This window comes from Porphyrobacter sp. AAP60, assembly GCF_001296025.1.
GTDB lineage: Bacteria > Pseudomonadota > Alphaproteobacteria > Sphingomonadales > Sphingomonadaceae > Erythrobacter.
In genome coordinates, this window is the sequence record NZ_LJHV01000006.1 from 17,611 (window position 1) to 36,726 (window position 19,116).

Here is a 19,116-nt window from a genome sequence, read left to right on the forward strand (position 1 = left end):
TCGTCCATCAGAAGTCGTAGGTGACCGATGCCTTGAACGTGCGCGGTGCGCCCAGTTGCAGATCGGGGCGGAAGCTGTCGAAGGCTGAGGCCCAGTAATCGGCATCTGCCACATTATCGAGATTGACGCGCAGCGTCAGCGGCTGCCCGCCCACCACCGCGACATAACGCGCGCCGATATCGAAGCGTGTCCAGTCATCAAGGAACAGCGTGTTGCCGATATTGGCCGCCTGTTCGCCGGTATGCACCACACGCCCTGTGAGCGTGAGCGCGGGCACAAACGGCACGTCCCATTCCAGATTGGCGTTGAGCAGATATTCGGGCACGCCAACCGCCTGATTGCCTTCGTCCACCCCGTTCAGGGTGCGGCGCAGCTTGGCATCGATGATCGATCCGCCCGCAATCAGCCGCAAACCTTCGGCAAGCTCGCCCGCCAGCGTGAATTCGACCCCGCGATTGCGCTGGATCCCGAACGGCCCGAATTCCAGTGCGCCCGCCTGATCCGGGTCAGGCCGCAGGATCGCGGTTTCGCGGTCGATCTGGAACAGCGCCAGCGACAGGTCGATCCCGCCCAGCGCCAGCTTGCCGCCAATCTCGTATTGCTCCGACACGAAGGGCGGCAATACTTCGCCCGCATTGGTGACCGGAACCACATTGCCATTCACATCCGTGCCGCTGACCGGCGCTGCTGCGCCCGGAGCCAGTGCCTCGATCCGGTTGGCGTAAAGCGAGACACCGTCGGCAGGCTTGAAAACCACCCCGACAACAGGGGTTGCGGCGCTTTCCCTGTACCCGCCCGTCTGGACCCCGGTGGTCACATCGAAAGTCTTTGACTGGATTTCCTGAAGCCGGACGCCAGCTGTCAGCAGGATGCGATCCTCCCACAGTCCGATGGTATCCGAAACGAACAGGCTGGAAAGCCGGGCGGTGGATGCCGGCAGGGGATTGTCGAGATTGCCGGCAGCAAAGGTCACCGTGGTCGATGGCGTCACCGTGACCGGGGCGTAGAGATTGTTCTGCCCGGCTGAGAGGGCGTAAAATTCAAAGGCATTGCGGTTCACCAGCCAGTTGATCGATCCGCCCGCGTTGATTTCATGCGTGATCCCGCCGGTGTTGAACTTTGCCCGCAGACCGGCGGTCGCTGCTTCGTTGTTGTCGGTGCGCGGGATGAAGGAACTGCTGACGGTGATTGCACCGCTGGCAGCATCCACCAGCGTGGGCGTGCTGTAGATGCCTTCCTCTGCTCCGTCGCGCGCGCCGAAGGCGGCATAGACCATCACATCTTGGGCAATGTCATATTCGATCCGCGCCTGCCCGAAGATGTCGCGCAGCGTGGTGAACTGCCACGGCTGGCCGAAATTGCTGCCCGCATCGGGCGCTTGCGGGATCACGGTCAGGCTGTTGACGCGCAGCTTGGGCCGGAAGTGCGATACCTTGACCCGCTGGTAGGCGAGATCGATCGAGGCGCGCAGCGGGCCGGAATTGTAATCAATCGCCGCCCCCAGCACATAGGTGCTGCGGAATTCGTCATTGATAGCCACGTCGCCGCTGCGGGCCGTGCCGTTGATGCGGATGCCCCATTCGCCGCCCGCGCCCATCCGGCGGCCGATATCGAAGCTGCCGCCGACATGCTCCGGCCCGGTGTAACCCAGTGTGACGCGGTTGATATCGGCATCGGTCGCCCGCTTGGGGATCAGGTTGACACTGCCGCCGATGCCGCTGCCGCCGGGGGCTGCACCGTTGAGGAAGGCGCTCGATCCGTTCAGCACCTGCACTGCATCGTACAGTTCGGGCGCGACCAATTGGCGCGGCGTGATGCCGTAAAGCCCGTCATAACCGATATCGTCGCCCGACAGCGCGAAACCGCGGATTACGAACAATTCGCCCGCGATGCCGAAACCGGTGGTGGTGCGGATGGTCGGGTCGTTCTCGAGCACCTGCCCCAGCGTCTGCGGCTGCTGGTTGAGGATCAGCGCGGCGTTATAGCTGCGGATGTTAAAGGGCACATCGGCAGCGTCCTTGTCACCCAGCACGCCGACACTGCCGCGCTGTTCGACGCCCGATTCGTTGTTGCGCTGCGCAGTGACGATGATGAGGTTGTCATCATCGCTCTGCGCTTGCGCGGCGGCGGGCGCGGCGAAGGCAAATGTGGTCGCGGCGAGCAGGGCAGCGCGAAAGGCGTGGGTGTTCACTTGGATTGTTTCCTTGTTGCAAACTGTGTTCGAAAATCAGGTTCGGCGCGCAGCGATCGCCCAAACGGCTGCGGCGATTGGTGCCGCGAGCGCAGCCCAGGCAGCCGCATCGCGCCAGCCATCGCCGGTGAGCGCGACGATCAGGCCCGCCAGCCCGATCACGAAGATCGCCATCGGCCATGCAAAGATGGCGGACAGGGGCCGGGCGCGGTTCATTCGGCAGGCTCGGGCAGGGGGGTGAGAACCACTGCTTGCGCAGGTGTGTGCGAGCGCCGCTTGGCGAGCCACAGATACAGCCCGGTGCCCAGCACATGGATGGTGAACAGCGTCAGCGCCGCCCACAGCAGCTTCAATGGCAAGCCGCCGTAATCGCCGAAGTGCAGCGGGCGCGACAGTGATAGCGCCTGATAATACCACGGCATCGCGCGGGCGGCGGTGAAGGTGCCGTTCTCGGCATCGATCAGTGCGGGCGTCAGCAACCGTTCGGTCAGCGGGGTGTCGCCCTGAAAGAACACCGCATAATGATGATTGGAGCTGAAGGTGCCGCCGGGGAAAGCTATGAATTGCGGGTTGTTGTCCGGCAGGGCTGCCCGCGCTGCGGCCATTGCCCGATCAATCGATCCGTAGCGCGCCGGATCAAGCGGATCGCGCCCGGCATATTCGGCCGTCATCGCCGCCAGTTCATTGGCTTTCCATGCGCTCTCGATCGGCACGGCGAGCGCGTTGATCACGCCGGTCAGGCCGACCACCATCATCCACGCCAGCGCCACGATGCCAAGGTGGTTGTGATAATCCAGCCACTTGGTGCGCGCGCTGCGGGTGGTGCGCAGCGTGCCGAAATCGAGCTTGCGCATGAACGGGGCGTAAAGCACCACGCCCGAAACCAGCGCGGCGACAAAGGCGGCGCCCATTGCGCCGAGGAACAGCATTCCCGGCAGGCCCAGGAACATGTCGGTGTGCAGTTCCAGCAGGAAGTGCATCACCGCGCCAACTCCGCTGGCGCTGTCTTCCGATACGGCCCCGATCAGCTCTCCGGTCGAACGGTCGAATGACTGGATCGTCATCTCCGACCCCGGCGAATCCGCGCGCGGGCCGGTGGTGATCGTCATCGACGGCTGGTCGTTGTCGAACGCCATATACAACGGCACTTCGCCCGGCCGGTTGGCGAGCGCGCGGGCCAGCATGTCGTCGAGCGGCAGCAGGCCCGGCGCGGTGCTGGACGAGCCCACTCCCGGCATTCCGAAGGCGGGCTGTTCCTCGGTCAGCCAGTCGATCTCGTCATGGAAGATCAGCGGCAGGCCGGTGAGGCACAGCATCAGCAGGAAGGCGGTGCAGACGAGGCTCGTCCACTTGTGCACCCACACCCACGCCTTGATCGTGGCGCGGTTCATGCAGGCGCGACCAAGGTGCAGAGGCGTTCACCAGCCGTTGCCATGCCGTGTTTGGTGGTCTGATCCATGCGATGCTCCTGCCCGATGCCCTGTGCGCAGCGGCGAGTATCGCAAATGATTCTCAATGTAAATGCGAGTCACTCGCATTAAATGCGTTTGTACGTTCAGGTCTTTCGGGGTGGTTGCAAACGGGCAACAAAAAGGCCGGCATTTCTGCCAGCCTTTTGCTTTGATCTCGCTTGATTGGTGTTAGCGGTCAGTTGGCATGGGCCGCGTGGCTGCGGCCCGGTTGCCCTGGCACGCCGAGGTAGCCGAGTTGTGCTGCGCGGAACACCGATTGCGCACGGTTGACCGCTCCCAGTTTCGCGCAGGCGCGGGTCACGTGATAGCGGATTCCGGCATGGCTGCAGCCCATGATGATGCTGATCTCGTAATCGGTCTTGCCATGCGCGACCCAGCTCAGGCACTCGATCTCGCGGCTGGTCAGCAGGCTGTCCGACGGCAGATAGCGTTCATCGCGGCAGACGCTGACATAGCTGGTGACGAACTGCCAGATCGCCGCCGCCAGCGGCCCTGCGGCATGGGGAAAGAGTGCTGACAGATCGTCCTGCGCCGGGTCTTCGGGCGTCAGGATCGCCGCGCCGATCTGGCCCAGCGCCATGTGCAGCGGGATCACGATCGCCGCGCCGGAAGCATCGCCTTCGACGTCAAGCAGGTCGATCTGGTCAAGCAGCCGGTTCGCGCCGCGGGTGTGGATGCCGTCGCGGTTGATCCACAGCGGCTCGCACGCCACCCGCGCGGCGCGCAGCAGCGGGGAACGCAGTGCCTTGTCGATATTGTGCCACGGCGCCAGATCCTCATCCGACCAGCCGAAGGCGGCCGCGTTGATCGGCGTGCCTGCATCATCCACCGGCTGATCGAGCGTTGCCAGATCGTGCCACAGCATGATCCTGAGGCCATGATCGCCGACCTTGCCGGCCAGCCGGTGTGCGGCGGGCAGGATATCGGCGGCTGCGCGGATCGTGACGCCGGTGGCAGGCCCCTTGGCAGGTGGCGGCGCGGTGCCGATCCGGTCTGACGGACGAAGTTCCAGCACATTGGTGGCCAATTGCAGTCTCCTTGCGCGAGCATGGGGTTCTCGGATGACCGGCAGACTTGCGCAAGCAGCACCCCCCGTCCAATGTTAATTTGCAAAGTTGCAAAGTCATTCTTTGCAAACTAGGCCTGTCCGCATGGCGATACGGCAACGAATCTTCGCAGGCGTGCAATTGCGTGCCCTGCGTGAACGGCACCAGTTGATGCAGGCAGAACTCGCGGAAAAGCTGGCGATCAGCCCCTCTTACCTCAGCCAGCTTGAACATGATGACCGCCCGTTGACCCCGCGCCTGATCGAGCGGGTGACGCGGCTGTTCCCGCTCGAATGGCAGGATTTTCCAGGCGACGATGCCGAACAGCTTTCGCTGCTTCTGCGTGAGGCGCTGGGCGATCCGATCTTCGATGCCCCGCTCGCGCCCGAAGCCATCGCCCGGCTGGCGCAGCAGCAACCCGCCTTTGCGCGCCGCTTTGTCGAATTGCACAGCGCCCTGCGCCGCGCCAACCAGCGGCTGGAGATGGTGGACGAGACGCTGGCGCTGGATGCGCCCGAGGATGCGCGCCTGCCGTGGGAGGAAGTGCGCGACTGGTTCCACCTGTCCAACAATTACGTCGACCGGATCGACCGCGCGGCGGAACGGCTGGCGGCGCAGGTTGCGGCCAGCGGTTCGGGCGCGGATGATGTGCCCACCACCGATGGCCTGCTGCGCCATCTGACGCAGCAGCACGGCATCACAGTGGAGTTGCTGCCTGCCATATCCTTGCGCAGTTTCGATGCAGTGCAGCGGGTGCTGCGGATCGATTCGGGCCAGCCTGCCGCCAGTATGCGGTTTCAGCTGGCCTATCATGTCGCCTCCACCGCGCTGGGCGAGGCGATCCGCGAGATTGTTGCCAATGCCCGCCTGCGCAGCCCGGTGGCGCGCGAATTGCTGGCCGTGGGGCTGGGCAATTATGCTGCCGGCGCGGTGCTGATGCCCTATGGCCATTTCCGCCGTTCGGCCCGCGCCTTTCGCCACGATGTCGACCGGCTGGCGCTGGCTTACCAGACCAGTTTCGAACAGACCTGCCACCGCCTGTCGACCATGCAGCGCGAGGGCGAGCGCGGCCTGCCGATCTTCTTCTGCCGGGTCGACATGGCGGGCAACATCACCAAACGCCACAGCGCCACGCGCTTCCAGTTCGCTCGTTTTGGCGGAGCCTGTCCGCTGTGGATCGTTCACGAAGCGGCTGCCATTCCTGACCGGATCGCGGTGCAGCTGGCCGAAACGCCCGACGGGGAACGCTATGTGTCGATTGCCAAGGGGCTGGTCAAACCATCGGGCCGGTTCGACCGCAACCCGCGCCGCTATGCCGTGGCGCTGGGCTGCGAGGTGAAGCACGCGGGCGAGTTCGTCTATGCCGACGGGCTTGATCTGGCATCGCCGCGCGCGGTGACGCCGATTGGCGTGTCGTGCCGCATCTGCCCGCGTCCCGATTGCGAACAGCGCGCCTATCCGCCCAATGACCAGCAGATCGCGGTGCATCACTGGCACCGCCGCGTGGTGCCTTACGAACTCACCGAGTGACAGCAAGTTGCAGTTCCTGCACGCTGTTCCGCTTTGGCGCTGCGCCGACTCCTCACGTGTCTGCAAACATTTGCAGCTTGCGAGGTATCACGCCGCTGGATAACGCAGTCACATGCCGAACGCCGAACTTGCCGATGCCCGCCGCGATGAACTCAGCGGCCTGATCGAGCAGGTGGCCCGCGGTGACCGCGCAGCCTTGGCCGCCGTTTACGAACGCACATCGGCCAAACTTTTCGGGGTCTGCCTGCGCGTCGCGCGGGACAGGGATGCCGCCGAAGACATCCTGCAGGACGTTTATCTCAAGGTCTGGAACCGCGCCGGCCGGTTTGACCGGACGTGCGGCAGCCCGATCACCTGGTTGTGCGCCGTCGCCCGCAACGCCGCGATCGACTGGGTGCGCAAGCATGGCGCGCCGGTGCTGCCGGCGCCCGATCCCGACGACGCATCCGGCGCCGATCTCGGCGAGGCGATGGAGGCCATGGCCGCCGACGAAGGGCGCGCCCATATCTTCGATTGTCTTGAAGGCCTGCCCGATCAGCAGCAACGTGCGATCCGGCTGGCATTTTTCGACGGTTCGAGCCATTCGGAGCTGGCAAGCATCATGCAGGTTCCGCTGGGCACGACCAAAAGCTGGATCCGCCGGGGCCTGCTGCAATTGCGGGGGTGCCTTCAGGGTGAATAGCCAACTGACTCCGGAACAGACCGCCATGGCCGCCGAGCTCGCGCTTGGCGTGCTTGAAGGTGAGGAACGCGCCGAAGCCATCCGCCAGTCGCTGGCCAATCCTGCTTTTGCCGCAATGGTGCGCAAATGGCAGGGCCGCCTTGATCCGCTGGGTGAAGGTTACGACGAAACGCCGCCGCCTTCCAATCTGTGGCCCGCAATCGAGGCACGGCTGGGCGCGCAGCCGCTGGGCGGTGACGTGCGCAAGGTGCAGTTCTGGAGGGGCGCGACGGCGCTGGCCGGAGCGCTGGCGGCCTGCCTTGCGGCTGTGGTGGTATTCCGCCCGCCAACCATTCAGGAAGTTCAGGTGCAGGCACCGTCAGGCGGGTCCGCGATTGCGCAGCTGGCAGGCGCGGATGGCACCTTGCTGGCCGCCAATCTCAGCCCGCAGGAAAACCGCCTCAGTATCCGGGCGGTGACTTTGCCCGATAGCGCGCTGGTGCCCGAATTGTGGATCATTCCGGGTGACGGGGTGCCGCGTTCGCTTGGCCTGATCAATGCCGATGGCACCACGCTGGTGGTGCTGCCGCCGGAACTGAAAGCCCTGCTGGTCGATGGCGCTGTTCTGGCCGTTTCGCTGGAGACGCCGGAGGGCGCACCGCACACCGCGCCGAGCAGCACGCCGATCGCGACCGGAAAAATTTCCACCATCTGAACCGCGCTGCATCTGATCGCTTCAAGATCGTCGTAGCTTTCACGTGAGAGTCTCACACGGCATGCCGGCTTGGCAGGTGTCGTTTGTCTGTCTGACGATCATGGCGGCGCCCCCGTTGCCCTGATCGCAGCCGATCGGCGGCACCTGTCATTCCCTCTGCCCCTTCGTTCGCACCCCGCGCGGCGACCGGCAGATCACAAGGCATTCTGCGCGAGGCTTTCGTGACTGGAACGACAACCCACGCATCTATTTGCCGGAGAATCCCCATGAGAAATATTCTGCTCGCATCCGCCGCAGCCGTGATCGCTGCCACCCCTGCCTATGCCCAGGACGCTGAGTTCGATGGGCCCTATGTGGGCGTTTCGATCGGCTATGAATTCCAGGCCGGTGACGATGATGAATTCATCTCCTTCGATCGCGCGTCGAACGGCAGCTTCGGTGAAACCGTTACCACCGCTGGCGGCGCGGATGCGTTCTCGCCCGGCTTCTGCGGCGGCGAAGCCACATCGCCCCAGAACAATAATTGCCGCGATGATTCCGACGGTGTGAATTACCACGTGCGGCTCGGCTATGATCGCCAGATGGGCAAAACCGTGATCGGTCTGGTCGGCGAATTCGGCAATGCCGACCTTCGTGACAGCGTTGCCGCGTTCAGCACCACGCCTGCGTTCTACACCATGACCCGCGAGATGGATTTCAACGCGGCACTGCGTCTGCGTGCGGGTTTCACCCCGGCGCCAAGCACGCTGCTCTACGCCACCGGCGGCGTCGCCTATGCCAAGCTCGACCAGTCGTTTGAATCGAGCAACATGGCCAATTCCTTCACCGTGATCCCCGACAATAACGCATGGGGTTATCAGCTTGGGGCCGGGATCGAACAGAAGCTGGGCAGCAACTTCTCGCTCGGCATCGAATATCTCTACACCGAATATGGTCAGGACGACACGCTGATCCGCGTGGGTCAGGGCACCGCAGGCGCGACCAATCCTTTCGTGCTGGCAGGCGGCGTCGATTTCCTGCGCGCCAATGACGATTTCAGCACGCAGACGGTCAAGGCCGTGGCATCCTACCGCTTCTGATGGATCATCCTGCACGGGGGCGGTGTTGGGCCGCTCCCGTGCAATCTTTGCGATACCGGAACAGATTCGCGACGACGCGAATCTGACCCCTTGCAGGCCGCGTTAGACCCTCTTTAGGTCGCGCCAGACCCCTGCTAGACCCCCTCCAGACCTGCTTTGCTTCGCTTGGCCGATGTTTCACGTGAAACATTGACGCTGCGGCATGGCCGCTTCGCGCCGCCGCCTGAAGATTGCCTCTTTTCCGCGTCCGCAGGGCGTGACAAAGCGTATGGCAAAGCACAGACCATCTGCTGGAGAGAGCAAGCCATGAACCTCGAATTCACCCCCGAAGAACAGGCCTTCCGCGACGAAGTGCGCAGCTTCATCGCCGAAAACTATCCCAAGCACCTCGCCGATTTCGGCATGCGGGAAGACATGAGCCGCGAGGATTTTCTCGCCTGGCACAAGATCCTCGGGAAGAAGGGCTGGTCGGTTCCGGCATGGCCGGTTGAATACGGCGGCACCGGCTGGAGCCCGACGCAGCGTTACATCTGGTCGGAAGAAAACGCCCGCGCCAGCACCGTAATGCCGCTGCCTTTCGGCGTCTCGATGGTCGGCCCGGTGATCTATACCTTCGGCAATGCCGAACAGAAGGCCCGCCACCTGCCCGGCATCGTCAGCGGCGAAGTGTGGTGGTGCCAGGGCTATTCGGAACCGGGCGCAGGCTCTGACCTTGCCAGCCTCAAGACCACCGCAGTGCGTGATGGCGATCACTACATCATCAACGGTCAGAAGACATGGACGACGCTTGCCCAGCATGCCGATTGGGGTTTCTTCCTGTGCCGCACTGACCCGACTGCCAAGGCGCAGGAAGGCATCAGTTTTATCCTCGTCGACATGAAGTCGCCGGGTGTCGAAGTGAAGCCGATCAAGCTGCTTGATGGCGGATACGAGGTCAACGAAACCTGGCTGACCGATGTGCGCGTGCCGGTTGAAAACCTTGTCGGCGTGGAGAACAAGGGCTGGACCTATGCCAAGTTCCTGCTGGCGCACGAACGCAGCGGCATTGCCGGGGTTGCCCGGTCAAAGCGGGGCGTTGAAAAGCTGCGCGAAATCGCCGCGAATGAAAGCTATGACGGCGCGCCTCTGATCAAGGATTTCGATTTTGCCCGCAAAGTGAGCCAGCTGGAAATCGATCTGGCCGCGCTGGAAATCACCGAACTGCGCACGCTGGCAGGCGAACAGGCGGGCAAGGGGCCCGGGCCGGAAAGCTCGATCCTCAAGATCAAGGGCACAGAAATCCAGCAACGCCTGACCGAACTGACATTGGAAGCGGTCGGCACCTATGGTGCGCCTTATCATGGTGGTGTGTCGAACGATAATACGAACGAACACCCCGTCGGCCCCGACTATGCGCAGCATGCCGCGGCAACCTATTTCAACATGCGCAAAACTTCGATCTATGGCGGATCGAACGAGATTCAGCGCAACATCATCACCAAGATGATCCTCGGCCTGTAAAAGCCGGACGACGGGAGAGAATACGTGGATTTCAACTTCACCGAAGAACAGGACATGGTGCGCGACGGATTGTCGCGGCTGGTTCGTGAACAATATGATTGGGAAACCCGTCGCAAGGCGATTGCCAGCGGCGCAGGCTGGCGGCCCGAAGTGTGGGCGCAGCTGGCCGAACTCGGCATCCTCGGAATGCCGTTCAGCGAAGCCGATGGCGGCTTTGGCGGCGGCGCGATCGATGCGATGGTGATCATGGAAGAATTCGGCAAAGGCCTGGTGGTCGAACCGTTCATCCCCACCGTGGTTTGCGCAGGCGGCTTCCTGAAGCACGGCGGCAGCGCAGCGCAGAAGGAAGAACACATCGGCGGGATCGTGGCGGGCAGTTCCGTGTACGCCTTCGCCTATGCCGAACCCAAGGGCCGGTTCGATTATGCCGATCTGGAAACCACCGCGAAGAAAGACGGCGCAGGCTATGTGCTGAACGGCCACAAGGCGGTCGTCATCGGCGCGCCCTGGGCGAGCCACCTGATCGTCACCGCCCGCACCGGCGGCGAACGGCGCGATCGCAGCGGCGTTTCGGTGTTCGTCGTCGCCAAGGATACCGCCGGGATCACCACCCGCGATTACGTGACGGTCGATGGCCGCCGCGCTGCGGAAGTCTATTTCGAGAACGTTGCGGTGCCTGCCGAAGCGCTGATCGGCGCGGAAGGCGAGGGCCTCGCTCTGATCGAGCTGGTGACGGATGAAGCCATCGCTGCACTGTGCGCCGAAGCCTGTGGGGCGATGAAGGTCGCCCATGCGATGACAGTGGAATATTCGCGCCAGCGCAAGCAGTTCGGCGTGCCGATCGGCAGCTTCCAGGTGCTCCAGCACCGCATGGTCGATATGTACACGGCTTACGAACAGGCTGTGTCGCTGACGTACCTCGCGACCCTGCGCCTCGGTTCTGACGAGGTGGAACGCAAGCGTGCGGTTTCCGCAGCGAAGGTCGGCGTCGGGCAGGCCGCAAGGCTGATCGGGCAGGAAGCGGTGCAGATCCACGGCGGCAACGGCGTGACCGATGAATATGCCATCGGCCACTTCTTCAAGCGCCTGACGATTTTCGACAGCGAGTTCGGCAATGTCGATCTTCACCTGAAGCGCCACGTTTCGCTGGCATGATGCAAGGGCTCGCCCGGCGGCGCGGCTGCCGGGCGAGCCTGCTGCTCAGCCGAAATCGGCGAGCAAAAACGACGCCGCGACCCCCAGCATCACCACAGCAAATATCCGCCGCGTCATCCGTGTGCGGGTGGGATCAGACAGCCATTCATGCGCCCGGCTGCCCGCCAGCACGATGGCGAGATGGATCACCGTGGCGATCACCGTGCTGACAAGTGCCAGCAGCAGCGCATTGCAAAGGGTGAGCGCGGCCATGCCGAGGAATTGCGGCACCACCACCACAAAGAAGATATAGGCCTTGGGGTTGAGCAGGTTGATCAGCGCCCCGGTGAAGAAGGCACCCCGCGTCTTGATCGTGCCGCCCGCATGTCCCGGCACAGTCGCTGCGCGCCATGTCTGGATCGCCAGCACCAGCATCATCGCGGCGCCTGCCAGCCGCAGCCCGGTCAGCAGTTGCGGCATCGTCTGGAGCAGGGCCGCCAGCCCCAGCGCCGCCAGCAATCCGTTGAGCAGCAGACCGATTGCCACCCCGGCGACCGCCGCAAACCCGGCGCGGCGGCCCTCCACCGCCGCCAGCCCCGCCAGCCACGCCATATTGGGGCCGGGGGTCAGCTCGATTAGTAACACAGCAAGGGCAAAGCCGATCAGATCCAGATGGGGCGCTCCTTTGAAAATGAAGGCTTTCGATCTCGACCGATTCGCCTTCGTTCACCTTTGCGCCGAACGGAGGGGTTCATCCAGCTTCCCCCTCATTGTCAGGTGCGCGCCCTATCCGGGGCGATTAGGCGAAGGGCGCAATACATGACCGTATATTGACCGGATGAATGCAGAAGAATGGCATTTGTCACAAGTGTGACACAAATACGCCATACTCGCCCGGCCGAGCCCGCGCTGTTCTGTGGGCATAGGCAAAGGCCCGATGCGATGCCCACAACTGTTCGCGCTCTCTCCGTCGGCATGATTGCTCTGGTCGCAATGGCAGGCGTGCAGGCCCCCGTCTTTGCCCAGACGGCGCCTGCGGCGGCGGATGACCAGTCCCGCACGATTGCCGATCTCCAGCGACAGATTGACGAACTGAAGGCGGTGGTCGAACAATTGCAGGCCGCACAGCCAGCGCCTGCCGCGCCCGCTATCGTCGCGGCCCAGACCGTTCCCGTTCCGCAGGCAGAGCCCGCTTCACCTGTCGTGCTGGCCCAAGCCGAACTTGCGCCGATACAGGTAGCGGCTGCGGATGCGCCCAAGCGCAAGGCATGGTACGACAAGCTCTCCCTGCGCGGCTATACCCAGATGCGGATGAACCAGATCGTATCGGGCGATGCGACCGCGCCTGCCGGTATCTCGCGCCTGCGCACCATCGGCGATGGCGATGTGCGCGCCGATAACAATTTCAGCTTCCGCCGCATGCGGCTCGTGTTGCAAGGCGACCTTAACGAGTATGTTTCGGTCTACTTTCAGCCCGATTTTGCGGCCACCGTATCGAACCAGTCGGTTGGTGAGCGGCGCGGCGGCACGGTTTCGCTGCGCGACATGTATGCCGATGTCTTCCCCACCGGCGACAAGAGCTTCCGCGTGCGTCTGGGCCAATCGAAGGTGCCTTATGGCTGGGAGAACCTGCAATCCTCGTCCAACCGCCTCGCGCTCGACCGCACCGACGGGATCAACAGCGCCGCACCGGGCGAGCGTGATCTGGGGATCGTTGCCTATTACACGCCCCCGCAGGTGCAGAAGATATGGGACCGGCTTTCGCAAGACGGGCAAAAGCTGTTCGGCAATTATGGCGCTTTCGGTGTGGGCGCATTCAACGGGCAGGGCCTCAACCGCACCGAAACCGATGATAACCTGATGACTGTGGCACTGGCGACCTGGCCGTTCGAACTCGAAGGGCTGGGGCTGGAAGGGCAGGTGTTCGAACTGGGCGGATCGGTGATGCGCAATCGCATCCGGCCCGAAGTGCGCACCGGAGGCGTCAGCGCGATCAGTTACAAGGACAACCGCGCCGGGGTGCACGCGGTGCTCTATCCGCAGCCCTTTGGCCTGCAAGCGGAATGGAACTGGGGCACCGGCCCTGAATTCGACCCCGCCACCGGGCAGATCGAGGAACGCCCGATCACCGGCGGATACGTGCAGGCGATGGGCCGCGTCAAAGAATCGCCGCTCGGCCCGTTCTATCCCTTTGCGCGCTGGCAATATTACCGCGGCGGCTTCAAGGGCGCGGTCAATGCGCCGCGGCTTGAAACCGAGGAGCTTGAACTCGGCCTGGAATTCCTGCCGACCCCGGCGCTGGAAATCACCGCCACCTATGGCTTTGCATCACGCAAGGAAGCCGATGAGCGCCGCCTTGGTCAGGCCGAAGGGCAAATCCTGCGCGTTCAGGCGCAGTGGAATTACTGAAGCAGCGTAACGGGGCGCGTCAGTCGCGCCCCTTGTTCTTGTGCTTGAACTTGCCGCCGCCATGGGGTTTGCCCCCGGCATAGGGCTTGCCGCCGCCGCCTGCGGGCTTGGGCTTGAAGGTGCGCTGCGGGCCGGGGCCATTGGGCTTGCCGCGCTTGGCGTTTTCGCGCGCGGCCATGCGCGGCGGTTCGTTGGACTGTTCGATGGCGACATAGCCGCCGTTTTCCTCGCTGCCCGCAGTTGCTGCCACCGCTTCGGCAAACTTGCCGGCGATAGCGCGGGGGATCTGGAAAAAAGTTTCGGTCTGGGCGATGCGGATCGCGCCGATTTCGTTGCGGGTGACATGCCCGCGCCGACAGATCAGCGGCATGATCCAGCGCGCTTCGGCGTTCTGGCGGCGGCCGATATCCATCCGGAACCACACCGTATCCTCGAACCCTTCGCGGTGCTTTTCCTGATGCGCGGCGCGCTGGGAATCGATACTTTGGGCGAGCAGTTCTTCAGGTTCCGGCATCGTGGCGCGGTGCGCCTGCACCAGCATCGCGGCGATTTCCTGCGGGGTGCGGGTTTCCAGCAGCTTGTCAGCCAGTTCGCGGTCGCCATCGGTCACTTCGACCGGCTGCATCAGCTTTTCCAGCAAGCGCACACGGTCCTGCGCAACAATGGCATCGCGATCGGGCGCGGTGGTCCATTCGGCGTTGATCTTGGCATGGCGCAGCATGGATTCGATCCGCTTGCGGCGCGGATAGGGGACGATGATGACAGCAATGCCCTTCTTGCCCGCACGGCCCGTGCGGCCCGAACGGTGCTGCAAGGTTTCGGCATCACGGGGGATTTCGACGTGAACCACAAGGCTCAGCGAGGGAAGATCGATCCCGCGTGCGGCCACATCGGTCGCCACGCAAACGCGGGCGCGGCGATCGCGCAGGGCCTGCAAGGCCTGGTTGCGTTCCTGCTGTGAGTGTTCACCCGAAAGCGCAACGACGCCAAAGCCGCGTTCCTGCAAGGTGGCGTGAAGGTGGCGCACATTGTCGCGCGTGGCGCAGAACAGGATCGCGGTTTCCGCCTCGTGAAAGCGCAGCAGGTTGACCACCGCGTTCTCGATTTCCGAAGGCGATACGGTGACCGCCTGATAGGCGATATCGCCGTGGCCGCGTTCGGTGCCGCCGGTCTGGATGCGCAGCGCATCGCGCTGGTAACGACGGGCAAGCGCTTCGATCGGGCGCGGCATGGTGGCCGAGAACATCAGCACCCTGCGGCCTTCCGGCGTCGCTTCGAGAATTTCCTCGAGTTCCTCGCGGAAGCCCATGTCGAGCATTTCGTCGGCTTCATCAAGCACCACGGCAGACAGGGCCGACAGGTCGAGCGCACCGCGTTCCAGATGGTCGCGCAGGCGGCCCGGTGTGCCGACCACAATGCTCACGCCGCCAGCCAGGGCGCGGCGTTCGACCTGAGGGTTCATGCCGCCCACGCAGGTGGCGATGCGTGCGCCTGCGGATTTGTAGAGCCAGTCCAGCTCACGCGCGACTTGCAGCGCCAGTTCCCGCGTCGGCGCGATCACCAGCGCCAAGGGGCCAGCGGCGCGGCGCACGCGGCCTTCTTCGTCCAGCACCTGATCGGCAAAGGCGAGGCCGAAAGCGACTGTCTTGCCCGAACCGGTCTGCGCCGAAACGACGAGATCGCGGCCATGCGCTTCCGGTTCGACAACGGCGGACTGCACCGGGGTAAGGGCGGTGTAGCCGCGCGTGGTCAAGGCCTCGGCGAGGCCAGCGGGCAGATCGGGAAATAACATGGGGAGAAGGCTTTCAGACAGGGGCGCCCGCCGCAACGGGCAGGCGAGGAGACAAGGGAGACAACGGAGCGCAGATCAGGCCGGAGCCGAGGTCGCGCAGAGCGTCATTGCGCTGCCCATACACACTTCGGGCGTGTTTGGCTTGTGATTAAATCGCGTGGGAGCCTGGCGGCAGCTATTCGGGCGGCGCGGCGGCCAGCATATCCATCAGATTGCGGGCTGCCTCGCGGTCTTCCTCGTGCTCGAAGGCGACATCGAGATCGGGCGCATCGCCCAGCACCAGCAGCAGCGTCCACAGGGCAAAACGCGGCCCGCGTTCCTGCTCCATCCCGAAATCCACCCGCATCCGCTCCACCCCGGCAGGCAGCGCGGATGGCGCGATGTCTTCAAGTTCGCGGGTGCCGAAATAGCGTTGGAGGAGGTCAGCCATGTCCATGACGCGGGCCTATCCGCTTCAGAACGATTGCACCACCCTGAGATTGAGGCGCGGCGTTTTGTCATTGGTATCATAGCGCGCTTCGGTCAGGGGCACGGCGACTTCGAAATCGAGATCGAGATTGCGGGTCAGATCGGCGCGGAAGCCCCCGCCGCCTGAAGCCAGCGTGCCGCCGCCCAGACCGCCTTCAAGGTTCGACACGGTGCCGCCATCGGCAAAGGCATAAAGCTGCACATTGCGCACCACGCCCAGCGCATCGGGCCAGTCGTATCGCAGTTCGCCCACCCCGGCGATGCCCCGGTCGCCCACGCGCTGGGCAAAATCATAGCCGCGCAGGAAGGCATTGCCGCCCAGCGCGAAACTTTCGCCGATCAGCAGCGGATCGGACGAGAACTGGCCGTTTGCAGCCAGCGAAAGGCTGACCCGCTTGGCCAGCCCGCGCCGCCAGTTCAGCCACCACGATAGCGTGGTGAACTGCGAGGAAGCATCGGTGCGCGAGGCCAGCGGATCGCCAAGCCGGGTGGCGTCCAGAATATCAAGCCCGCGGCTTACCGTCGCGCGGCCCTGCAAGGTGCCGCCCGCCAATGCGCCATAACCGTAGAAGCCCAGCCGGGCGAGCGCGATCCTGTCATGCCGGGCAAGCGACCCGAAACGATCCTGCCGCAAATCCTGTACCTCGCCGCTGGCTTCCAGCCACAGGCTGCGCCGCTGGGTGCGCATCAACGGGTGGCGCAGGCGGATGCCCCCCTGCCATGCTTCGCCTTCAATCTGACGCGCGGCGAGATAGGCGCCGGGTTCGGTTTGCGAATAGGTGCCGAACAGGCCGACCTGTGTGCCCAGATCATTCACGATCACACTGTATCGCGCGCTGAAGAAAGCCAGCTCGCCGGGATCAAGCGGAGACATAGTGTAGCTGAGATCGACCCGGTCGCGCGGGGAAATTAGGCCATTGGCATCCAGATCGATGCGCGCGCGCACCGGGCCTACCGGCTTGGTGCCATCAGTCGCGACCAGCACCGATCCGCCGAAGTCCTGCCGCCGGGCATCCACCACCAGCACGCGGCGGTTGCCGTTATTTTCGAAGCGGGTGGAGCGGATCCAGACCCCCGGCAAATCATCGGTCAGCAGCACTTCGCGTTGCAATGCGGAAAGCGTGACAGGACGCATACCGATCAGCCGGGCAAGCTGTGCGCGGATCGCCGGATCATCGGACCCTTCCACCCGCACGTCATCAATCGTGCCTTCATCAACCCGCACGCGCAGCATCCCGCCGACCAGCGCCTGTTCGGGGATCCATGCGGAAGCGAGGATAAGGCCGCGGCTGCGGGCGGTTTCAGCGATGGCATCGGTCAGAGCGCGCAATTCGCTGCGGTCGAGATTACGGCCTGCAAAAGGTTCGATCACAGCGGCAAAATCGCTGCGGGTCAGGGTCTCCAGCCCGTCGATCACCACCGAGCCGACAGCAACGCTGCCCGTATCGGTAGCGGCATCGGGTTGATCGAGCACTGGCTGCACTTCGATTCGGATTGCCCGATCAACTTCGCCCAATGGCCGTTCGCGTTCGACCTGCTGCACAGGATTTGTCCGGTCGAGCGCATCCTGCGCCGCCAGGCCATGACTGGCGATCAGCAAAGGCACCGTTCCGATTAACAACATGCAGCGCAAAGCCGATTCATCTCCTTGGAATCGGCGATGGGCCTAACCCAAAATGGTTAAGCAAATTTCAGCTAAGCCTTTTTTTACCATCCCCATCAACGTCACGTGGAGACTTGCCGAAGTAATGGGCAGGCAAGGAGAATCGCATGCGCCTGTTGTCACGCATTTTCATGCCCATCATGCTGCTGTTATTCAGCGGCGTGGCTGCGCATGCGCAGAATGCCGGCTGGACCATTAGCGAGGCCAAGGGCTCGGTGATGGTCATCGACGCGCAGGGCCAGCGTGCAGCGACCACCGGCGCGGCCGTGGTTCCGGGTGCGATGGTACGCACGGCAGCGAAATCCACCGCAGTACTGGTGCGCGGGCGCGAATTCGTGACGCTGCGCCAGAATGCGCAGATCCGCATTCCGCAGACCGCGCCCGAACGGTCGCTGGTGCAGGTCATCCAGGATTATGGCAGCGCGTTGTTCAACATCGGCAAGAAGGCCGATCCGCATTTCGGGGTGCAGACGCCCTATCTGGCGGCTGTGGTGAAAGGAACGACCTTCATCATCACCGTTGGCGAGGATGGCGCGAGTCTGCAGGTTACCGAAGGCGCAGTGGAAGTGGCGACGCCCGATGGCGGCGCGCGCGATCTGATCCTGCCCGGCGCCGTGGCGATGGTGGCATCGGGCGATATGATGCGTCTGGTGGTCGAAGGGGAAGGCCGCAAGGTCATCGATTCTCCGGCGCGCCCGGCCAGCGCTCCGGCAGCAAGCAGCCCCGCATCTGCCGCAGCGCCTGCCCGGATACAGCCTGCCGCTGCCGCTTCGGACAATGCCCCGAACCGGGTACGAGAAGTGATCGCCAGCAGCCCGGGCGACGTGCGCAGCCTGACCGGCGGTTTTGCATCCGGCGAGGTGTCGGTGATCGCGGCGATTGTCGTGTCGGAAAACACCAGCCGCGGCTCTGCCCCGGCGTTCGGCACGCAGGGCGGTCGCGGTAGCGATGGCGCTGTTTGCTATCAGGGAAGCTGCGCTGCTGGTGGCAATGGAGCAGGTGGTAACGGCAACAGCAACGGCGACAACGGCAACGGCAACGGGTCTGGCTCCGATGCGGGTTCCGGCGGCGATAGCGGCAACGGCGACGGCAATAGCGGCAGTGGCCAAGGCAATGGAAACGGCAACGGCGGCGGCAACGGCGACGACGGCAACAACGGCAACGGCAACGGGAATGGCAACGGCGGCGGAAGCGGCAACGGGTCTGGCTCCGACGCAGGCTCCGGCAACGGAAACAGCAATGCTGGTGGCAACGGCAACGGCAACGGGAACGCTGGCGGGAACGGCAACGGCAACGGTGACGGCAACGGCAGCGGGAACGGCGACGGTAACAACGGCAACGGCAACGGTGACGGCAACGGGAACGGCGGCGGGAACGGCGACGGCAATAACGGCAACGGAAATGGCAACGGCGGCGGGAACGGCGACGGCAATAACGGGAATGGCAACAGCGGCGG

General features: G+C 64.0%; 16 protein-coding genes. 8 read left to right on the forward strand and 8 right to left on the reverse strand.

The window, feature by feature from the left end:
• Positions 1–7: 7 nt before the first annotated feature.
• The 4 genes from IP79_RS05745 to IP79_RS05760 form a co-directional block, all read right to left on the reverse strand.
• Positions 8–2,191, reverse strand: a complete 2,184-nt coding sequence (locus tag IP79_RS05745) for a TonB-dependent receptor (protein ID WP_233994097.1) — start codon at positions 2,189–2,191, stop codon at positions 8–10.
• Positions 2,192–2,227: 36 nt separating this feature from the next.
• On the reverse strand, positions 2,228–2,407 hold the full coding sequence (locus IP79_RS05750) for a hypothetical protein (RefSeq protein WP_054118331.1): 180 nt from the start codon (positions 2,405–2,407) through the stop codon (positions 2,228–2,230).
• On the reverse strand, positions 2,404–3,582 hold the full coding sequence (locus tag IP79_RS05755) for a PepSY-associated TM helix domain-containing protein (RefSeq protein ID WP_054118332.1): 1,179 nt from the start codon (positions 3,580–3,582) through the stop codon (positions 2,404–2,406). Before IP79_RS05755 ends, IP79_RS05750 begins: the two co-directional genes overlap by 4 nt.
• Before the next feature lie 256 nt (positions 3,583–3,838).
• Positions 3,839–4,690 carry a helix-turn-helix transcriptional regulator gene (locus IP79_RS05760; RefSeq protein WP_054118333.1) on the reverse strand — a complete coding sequence of 284 codons (852 nt, stop codon included), beginning with the start codon at positions 4,688–4,690 and terminating at the stop codon, positions 3,839–3,841.
• Between the two features lie 124 nt (positions 4,691–4,814).
• On the opposite strand from IP79_RS05760, the gene IP79_RS05765 reads away from it, so the two are divergent.
• The 6 genes from IP79_RS05765 to IP79_RS05790 all read left to right on the forward strand — a co-directional run bounded on the left by IP79_RS05765 (position 4,815) and on the right by IP79_RS05790 (position 11,349).
• A complete protein-coding gene (locus tag IP79_RS05765) occupies positions 4,815–6,239 on the forward strand; it encodes a helix-turn-helix domain-containing protein (protein ID WP_054118334.1) in 1,425 nt (474 codons plus the stop codon).
• Positions 6,240–6,351: 112 nt separating this feature from the next.
• Positions 6,352–6,921: a sigma-70 family RNA polymerase sigma factor gene (locus IP79_RS05770; protein WP_054118335.1), complete on the forward strand. Its 570-nt coding sequence runs from the start codon at positions 6,352–6,354 to the stop codon at positions 6,919–6,921.
• Positions 6,914–7,615, forward strand: coding sequence for an anti-sigma factor (locus IP79_RS05775; RefSeq protein WP_054118336.1), 702 nt, complete (start codon positions 6,914–6,916; stop codon positions 7,613–7,615). The genes IP79_RS05770 and IP79_RS05775 overlap by 8 nt, the downstream gene beginning before the upstream one ends.
• Before the next feature lie 266 nt (positions 7,616–7,881).
• On the forward strand, positions 7,882–8,694 hold the full coding sequence (locus tag IP79_RS05780; protein ID WP_054118337.1) for an outer membrane protein: 813 nt from the start codon (positions 7,882–7,884) through the stop codon (positions 8,692–8,694).
• A 306-nt stretch (positions 8,695–9,000) separates the two neighbouring features.
• The gene (locus tag IP79_RS05785; RefSeq protein WP_054118338.1) at positions 9,001–10,194 is read left to right on the forward strand and encodes an acyl-CoA dehydrogenase family protein; all 1,194 of its coding nucleotides are present in this window, start codon (positions 9,001–9,003) and stop codon (positions 10,192–10,194) included.
• A 24-nt stretch (positions 10,195–10,218) separates the two neighbouring features.
• Positions 10,219–11,349, forward strand: coding sequence for an acyl-CoA dehydrogenase family protein (locus tag IP79_RS05790; RefSeq protein ID WP_054118339.1), 1,131 nt, complete (start codon positions 10,219–10,221; stop codon positions 11,347–11,349).
• A gap of 45 nt (positions 11,350–11,394) precedes the next feature.
• On the opposite strand, the gene IP79_RS05795 is transcribed toward IP79_RS05790, so the two are convergent.
• Entirely contained in the window at positions 11,395–11,973 is a 579-nt protein-coding gene (locus tag IP79_RS05795; RefSeq protein WP_233994099.1) for a LysE family translocator, read from the reverse strand.
• Positions 11,974–12,270: 297 nt separating this feature from the next.
• On the opposite strand from IP79_RS05795, the gene IP79_RS05800 reads away from it, so the two are divergent.
• Positions 12,271–13,737 carry a porin gene (locus IP79_RS05800; RefSeq protein ID WP_082337041.1) on the forward strand — a complete coding sequence of 489 codons (1,467 nt, stop codon included), beginning with the start codon at positions 12,271–12,273 and terminating at the stop codon, positions 13,735–13,737.
• 19 nt (positions 13,738–13,756) lie between these two features.
• Here the strand turns inward: IP79_RS05800 and IP79_RS05805 are convergent, their stop codons facing one another.
• The 3 genes from IP79_RS05805 to IP79_RS05815 form a co-directional block, all read right to left on the reverse strand.
• Positions 13,757–15,529: a DEAD/DEAH box helicase gene (locus IP79_RS05805; protein ID WP_054118342.1), complete on the reverse strand. Its 1,773-nt coding sequence runs from the start codon at positions 15,527–15,529 to the stop codon at positions 13,757–13,759.
• 175 nt (positions 15,530–15,704) lie between these two features.
• Positions 15,705–15,965 (reverse strand): hypothetical protein, encoded by a 261-nt coding sequence (locus IP79_RS05810; protein WP_054118343.1) that lies wholly within the window; start codon positions 15,963–15,965, stop codon positions 15,705–15,707.
• 18 nt (positions 15,966–15,983) lie between these two features.
• Entirely contained in the window at positions 15,984–17,621 is a 1,638-nt protein-coding gene (locus IP79_RS05815; protein ID WP_054118344.1) for a ShlB/FhaC/HecB family hemolysin secretion/activation protein, read from the reverse strand.
• A 146-nt stretch (positions 17,622–17,767) separates the two neighbouring features.
• Between IP79_RS05815 and IP79_RS05820 the strand changes: the two genes are divergently transcribed.
• Positions 17,768–19,116, forward strand: a 1,349-nt coding sequence (locus IP79_RS05820) for a FecR family protein (RefSeq protein ID WP_197273753.1), incomplete at its 3' end; no start/stop codon positions are given.